General features: G+C 71.4%; 4 protein-coding genes. All 4 read right to left on the bottom strand.

From position 1 onward, the window contains the following. Positions 1 to 1185, bottom strand: a 1185-nt coding sequence (locus JWR86_RS09215; protein WP_299564016.1) for an MFS transporter, incomplete at its 3' end; no start/stop codon positions are given. 108 nt (positions 1186 to 1293) lie between these two features. Continuing rightward, positions 1294 to 3915: a 2-oxoglutarate dehydrogenase E1 component gene (locus tag JWR86_RS09210; RefSeq protein ID WP_299564013.1), complete on the bottom strand. Its 2622-nt coding sequence runs from the start codon at positions 3913 to 3915 to the stop codon at positions 1294 to 1296. Continuing rightward, positions 3912 to 5177 carry a CoA transferase gene (locus JWR86_RS09205; RefSeq protein ID WP_299564010.1) on the bottom strand — a complete coding sequence of 422 codons (1266 nt, stop codon included), beginning with the start codon at positions 5175 to 5177 and terminating at the stop codon, positions 3912 to 3914. Before JWR86_RS09205 ends, JWR86_RS09210 begins: the two co-directional genes overlap by 4 nt. 6 nt (positions 5178 to 5183) lie before the next feature. Next, a partial coding sequence (locus JWR86_RS09200; protein WP_299564007.1) for an acyl-CoA dehydrogenase occupies positions 5184 to 5757 on the bottom strand: 574 nt, incomplete at its 5' end.

Here is a 5757-nt window from a genome sequence, read left to right as displayed (position 1 = left end):
CGGCCGGGGCGTTCTCCCCACCAGGAGCAGGAGCCCGGCCGTGACGCTGACCAGCACGGCCAGGATCACGAAGGCGGGCGCGAAATCCACCGCCCGGGCCAGGGCGCCGAAGACCGGCGGGCCGAAGGCGATGCCCAGATAGGTGAAGATGAGGGATCCGCTGATGGCGGGCCCGACATGTTCGGGCTCGAGACCGCGCATCACCTCGGCCAGGTAGACGCCGTTCCAGGCGCCGGCCGTGCCACCGAGCAAGACGGCGACCGGAAGCGAGGCCCAGCCCGCCCCGAGCGTCGTCAGCCCGGCCATGAGCAGGCACGACGCCGCCATGCCGAAGCCCAGATAGCACAGGAGGTTGCGGCCCGAATGCACCCGGTCCGCGACATGGCCCCAGAGCGGCCGGCCCAGGATGCCGGCGGCCTGGCTCGCGCTCATCAAGGCGCCGGCCGTGACGAGGTCATGGCCGACCGCGGTGACGAGGTAGATCACCAGAAAGGAACTGGCGACCAGCTGCACGGCCGCGAACATGGTCGAGGCGCAGGAGAGTGTCAGAAGGGTGCGGTGACTGAGCACGAACCGGATCGGCTGCAGCACGTTCAGCCGACCGGCGACCCGCCGGGCCGGGCGCTCCCGGCGCAGGGCGGGCGAGAGCAGGTAGAAGACCAGTGCGGAGATTCCGGCGGCGCCCGCCAGCACGAGGCAGGCCCCGGACCAGCCGATCCTCACCACCAGCGCCGGAACACAGAGCCCGGCCAGCACGCCGCCGATCGGGATGCTGGTCTGCCGGATCGACACGATCAGCGAAAAGCGCGGCGACTGGGCGTGCGATGAGATCGCGTGCGAACTGGCCGGCGTCATCGGCCCGTAGGCGAGACCGATGACCATGCCGCCGACCAGGAGGCCCGGGATGCCGGCCGCCCCGAACACGGCCATGCCAATTCCGGCCAGGACCAGACAGACGGCCGTGAGCCGCAGCGGCCCGAAGCGGTTGATCAGCGGGGCCGAGACCAGCGTGGTCAGCAGCGCGAACAGGAAGACGAGGCCCGTATAGAGGCCTGTGAGTTCGGGCGAGAAACCGTAGGTCGCGACCACGGCGGCCGCCATGATCGGCGGCGCCAGGCTGATCATCGACACGATGGCGTGCGGGAACATGGTGGCGAACAGGAGTTCCGCCACGCCGTCCTGCACGGGCCCTCCGCTGCTGTCCGGTGCGGCTGGAGGTGGAGGGCTCGGCCGCATCGGTCTGTCCTCAGGCGTGGCCCGGCCGGCGGAGATCCGGTCCGCGCTCCCTGCCTGTCACGCGAGGGCCCTCGCGACGAGGGCGTCCTGGTCGCGCTCGTGATGGCCGTGGAAGCTGCCGGCCGGCGATGGGGATTCCGGCCGCCCGACATAGCGCAGCTTCGGCGTTCTGCAGCCGGCGGCCTCGGCGAGCTCTTCCAGCCGCGGCCGGAGCCATGACCACACGCCCATGTTCTCCGGCTCCTCCTGGACCAGGACGAGCTCGGCCTCGGGCGAGGCCGCGAGGAGCTGGCTCAGCGCTGCGGCCGGAAGCGGGTAGATCATCTCGAGCCGGATGATCTGGATGTCGTCGAGACCCTGCGCGGCCCGCGCCCGTTCGAGCTCATAGGCGATCTTGCCGGTGCAGATCAGCAGGCGCCGGGCGCCGGCCGGGCCGGAGGCCAGCACGGGCTGGAAGCGCGTGCCAGGCCCGAATTCGGCCAGCGTCGACACGGCAGCCGGCAGCCGAAGCAGGGTCTTGGGCGCCAGCACGACGAGGGGCTTGCGGATCCGGCGCAGCACCTGCCGGCGCAGCAGGTGGAAGTAATTGGCCGGGGTGGACGGGTTGGCGAGCTGGATGTTGTCGCGCGCCGCGAGCTGCAGGTAGCGCTCCGGCCGGGCCGAGGAATGCTCGGGCCCCTGCCCTTCGAGCCCGTGCGGCACCAGCATCACCAGCCCGGAGGGCTGCAGCCACTTCTCCTCGCCGCTGGTCACGAACTGGTCGATCATGATCTGGGCGCCGTTGGCGAAGTCGCCGAACTGCGCCTCCCAGAGCGTCAGCCCGTCCGGCCGCTCCAGGCTGTAGCCGTATTCGAAGCCGAGCACGCCGTATTCGGACAAGGGGCTGTTGTGGATTGCGAAGGGAGCCTGGCCCGGTTCCAGCTCGGCGATGGTGCAGGCGCGGGCGCCGGTCTCGGTGTCGACGAGCCCGAAATGGCGGCTGGAAAAGGTGCCCCGGACGGCATCCTGCCCGGTGAGCCGAACCGGCACCCCCTCCGTCACGAGCGACGCGAAGGCGAGGCCTTCGGCCAGGGACCAGGGCAGGCCGCGCGCCTCGGCATCTGCGCGCTGCTCGACCAGACGCCTAACCTTGGGGTGGATGGCCCGCTCGGCGGGCGGGGTCGCAAGCGCCCGCAGCAGGCGCCGGAGACGGTCCTCCTCGATGCCGCTCTCAGGTTCCGGAACGGTGCCGCCCGCCGGTCGGAAGGGTTCCCAGCGCCCGCCCGGAAAGGCGCTCCGATTGGTGCGCCAGGTCGCGGCGGCGTCAAAGGCCTGCGCAAGCTCCTGCCGGTAGCCCTCGGCGAGGCTGGCGGCCTGTTCGGCCGTGAGAACGCCCTCCGCCAGGAGCCGCTGCTCGAAGCCCTGCCGGACGGAGGGGTGAGCGTCGATGGCGGCGTAGATGCGGGGCTGTGTGAAGCGGGGCTCGTCCAGCTCGTTATGGCCGTTCCGCCGGTAGCAGACGAAGTCGATCACGGCGTCGCGCCGGAAGCGCTGGCGGAAGCCGACCGCGAGTTCGGCGGCCCGCAGGCAGGCTTCGACGTCGTCGCCGTTGACGTGGAGGATGAGGGCGTCGACCGCCTTGAAAGGGCCGGTGCAATGGCGCGACGCGCGGCCTTCCCAGGGCTCGGTCGTGAAGCCGATCTGGTTGTTGACGACGACGTGGATCGTGCCCTCGGTGGCAAAGCCCGGGGTCGTCCCGAGTTGCAGCGTCTCGCCGACGATGCCCTGGCCGACCACCGCCGCGTCGGAATGGAGCAGAAGTCCGAGCACGCGGCCGGCCTCGCCCACGGGCCGCAGCTCCTGCCGGGCCCGGACCCGTCCGGCCACCACCGGATTCACCGCCTCGAGATGCGACGGGTTGGGGCAGAGGGTGACCCGGAGGCTGCGGCCGCCCTCGCTGCGCTCGGATTCGGCCCCGAGGTGATAGGGCACGTCGGCCGGGCAGACCGGATCGGCCGGGAAGGGATGCGCGCCCTTGAAGCGGGCGAACAGCTCCGGCAGCTCCGTGCCGAAGATGACGCCCATCAGGCTGGTGCGGCCGCGGTGCATGGGGCCGACCACGGCCTCCTCGACCCCGGCCGCCGCGGCGGCCGTGAACAGCCGGTCCAGAAGGGCGAACAGCCCCTCCGCGCCCTCGGCGCCGAAACGCTTCTTGGTCGGGTATTTGCGGCCGAGAAAGCTCTCGAACTCCTCCGCCTGCATGACCTTGCCGTGCGCGCGCAGCAGGGTGTCGGCCGGGAGCGGCAGGCGCTCGGCCTCGAACGCCTCCTGCACCCAGGCCCGCATGGCGGGGTCGTCGATATGCGCCGTCTCGACCGTCAGCGACGATCCGTACAGGGCCGACAGCTCGGCCCCTGACAGCCCGGGCCGGCTGTTCGGCAGGTCGAGCGGCAGCTCCGCGCCACGCGGCGGGCGGCCGAGCGGGTCCAGCCGCGCCGTCAGGTGCCCGCGCTGGCGCACGGCTTCCTCGCGAAGCACCGCGGCCCGGTCGGCCCCGTTCGGGGCGCGGTCGCCGTCGGACAGCGCCGCCGCGAGGTCGAACGCGCTGCGCCAGCTCGGCTCGACCGAGGCCGGATCGTCCTGGTAGCGGCGGAACAGGTCCTCGAGATACGCGACGCTGGTGCCGGCGAGACCGCTCATTTGCTCGGCGCGGCTCCGGCCGTCCGGACGGCGCCCTCGGCGGCCAGCTGGGCGATCTCATCCGGGCCGTAGCCCAGCTCCGTCAGCACGTCGTCGGTGTCGGCGCCCACGGTCGGGTTCCCGGCCCAGCGCATGCGGCCGGGCTGGTTCGTGAAGCGCGGCACCACGTTCTGCAGGAGGATGGAGCCGAGATCCGGGTCCGGCATGCGGATGAACGCCTCGCGGGCCTTCACATGCGGGTCGTCGACGAGCTGCTGGGCGTCGTAGATCGGCCCCGCCACCACCTGCGCCTTCTCCAGCACGTCCAGCACCTCCGCCTGCGTATGCCGGCCGATCCACTCCGCCATGATGCCGTCGATCTCCTCGACGCGGCGCACCCGAAGCTGGTTCGTGGCGAGCGAGGGATCGTCCGCGAGGTCGGGCCGACCGATGGCCCGGAACAGGCGCATCACCGGCTCGTTCGCGGCGCCGGACAGCACCACCCAGCGACCGTCGCTGGTCTTGTACGAGTTGCGCGGCACCGTCCAGGTCGAGCGGTTGCCCTTGCGCATCGGCGCCCGCCCACTCTGGTCGTAATCCACAATCATGGAGCCGAGCGCCGGCACCATCGGCTGCACCAGGTCGACGTCGATCTCGTCACCGATGCCGCCGTTGAGGCTGCGGGCGTGCAGAGCCGCCAGCAGGCTGTAGGTGCCGGTCAGGGCCGCGATGGTGTCGGCCAGCGGATAGGCCGGCAGCGTCGGCGGGCCGTCCCGGTCGCCGGTCACATGGGCGAAGCCGCTGAAGGCCTCGGCCAGGGTGCCGAGCCCCGGGCGCTGGCTGTAGGGGCCGCTCTGCCCCCAGCCGCTGATATGCAGCATGACGAGGCCCGGATTGGTCTTGCGCAGGGTGTCGTAATCGAGGCCCCATTGCTTCAGCCGGCCGGGCCGGAAGTTCTCGACCAGCGCGTCCGCGCCGTCGACCAGCCGCCGCAGCACGGCCGCGCCGGCCGGCTTGCCGAGGTTGATCGAGACGAGCCGCTTGTTGCGGCCCATCACGCGCCACCAGAGCGGGTGGCCGTCCTTGACGGGCCCCATCTTGCGGACCTCGTCACCGTCGATGTGCTCGACCTTGATCACGTCCGCGCCGAGATCGGCCAGAAAGGCGGAGACGAGCGGCCCGGCAAACAGCATGCCGACATCGATCACGCGGAGCCCGACCAGGGGGCCGGATGCGGGCGGAACCTCGCCCTGCGGCACGCGGCGTTCCTCTTGCGACGACATGGCGGTTCAGCTCAGCAGTTTGCGGGCGATGAGGTGGCGCTGGATCTCGCTCGTGCCGCCGCCGATCTGGGTGTGGCGGACGTAGCGGTAGAACAGCGTCAGGGGCAGTTCGAGGGACTCGCCCATGGCGCCGTGGATCTGGATGGCGTGGTCGAGCGTGCGGGTGCCCCAGTCGGAGGCGCAGAGCTTGACCATGGCGGCCTCGTTGCGGACGTCCTGGCCCCGGTCGGCTCGCGCGGCGTTCTCGTAGACCAGCGCCCGCAGCGCCTGGATGTCGACATACATGTCGACCAGCTTCCACTGCACCGCCTGGCGCTCGGAGATCGGCTTGCCGAAGGTGACGCGCTGCTTGGCGTAGTCGACGCACATGTCCAGCGCGCGCTGCATCTTGCCCAGCGCATAGGGCCCGCGCATCAGCCGGTCGTGGATGGTGAGCCAGGTCTGGCCGAGCGTGAAGCCCTTGCCGACCTCGCCCAGCACCGCGGCATCGCTGACCCGGCAATCGTCGAAGTGGACGATGTATTGCGCGGCGCGCGGGCCGAGCCAGGTCCGGATGCCGGGCTGCTCCACCTTGAGGCCG

It is taken from the genome of Enterovirga sp. (genome assembly GCF_028290205.1).
Taxonomy (GTDB): domain Bacteria; phylum Pseudomonadota; class Alphaproteobacteria; order Rhizobiales; family Beijerinckiaceae; genus Enterovirga.
This window is presented reverse-complemented; position numbering and strand designations above follow the sequence as displayed.